1 protein-coding gene is annotated in these 1,041 nt (G+C 61.0%); it reads left to right on the forward strand.

The genetic code is table 11. From position 1 onward, the window contains the following. Positions 1-95: 95 nt before the first annotated feature. A partial coding sequence (locus H3O04_RS35465; RefSeq protein ID WP_175756105.1) for an IS481-like element ISBcen26 family transposase occupies positions 96-1,041 on the forward strand: 946 nt, incomplete at its 3' end.

Raw genomic sequence — 1,041 nt, forward strand, 5'->3', positions numbered from 1 at the left:
TGTGAAGCTTCAATAGGTTGTATCGATGGTTCATCCGGACTGAGTCTGGGAGACTGGAAGTCGCCAAACACCCAACCTTCCAGGAACCCAGCCGGATGAACACCCATAAGAATGCCCGACTCACTTTCGCACGTCGACTTGAGATGGTTCAGGAGATCACCGAATCCGGTTCGAGCGTGTCGCAAGCGGCGGCCGATCACGGCGTGACAGCACCGACTGTGCGCAAATGGCTTGGACGCTACCTAGCCGGCGGTGCTGTTGCGCTGGCTGACGCTTCTTCTCGACCGGCTCGCTCTCCACGCGCCATCGCCCCGTCGACTGCCTTACTGATCGTGGAATTGCGCCAGCAGCGCTTGCTGCAACGTCAGATCGCTCGACAGGTGGGAGTGTCGGCCTCGACCGTCAGTCGGGTGCTGGTGCGTGCCGGACTGTCTCGGTTGAGCGACCTGCAACCGCGTGAACCGGTTCAGCGCTACGAGCACGAGGCGCCGGGCGATTTGCTGCACATCGACATCAAGAAGCTTGGCCGTATCGCGCGTCCTGGCCATCGTGTCACCGGCAATCGGCGCGATACAGTGGACGGCGTTGGCTGGGAGTACCTGTTCGTCGCAGTGGACGATCACGCCCGGATTGCCTACACGGCAATGCATCCGGACGAGACGAAACGCAGTGCCGTGCAGTTCCTGCGCGATGCAGTGGCTTGGTACGCCGGACTCGGCGTGCGTGTGCATCGCTTGCTAACCGACAACGGTTCGGCGTTTCGCTCACACGAGTTTGCGCGAGCCTGTCAGGAATTGGGTATCCGGCACAAATTTACGCGGGCGTATCGTCCGCAGACCAACGGCAAGGCCGAACGCTTCATCCAGTCAGCGTTACGCGAATGGGCCTACGCATGGACATACCAGAGCTCGGCCCATCGCATCGAAGCCTTGGCGAGTTGGCAGCACCACTACAACTGGCATCGTGCCCATAGCGCCATCGGCGGCGTTGCGCCGATGGCCAGACTTCCCGCGTCGAGAAACAACCTCTTGACGCTTCACA

The organism is Burkholderia sp. KCJ3K979, assembly GCF_016759955.1.
Lineage (GTDB): Bacteria > Pseudomonadota > Gammaproteobacteria > Burkholderiales > Burkholderiaceae > Burkholderia > Burkholderia orbicola.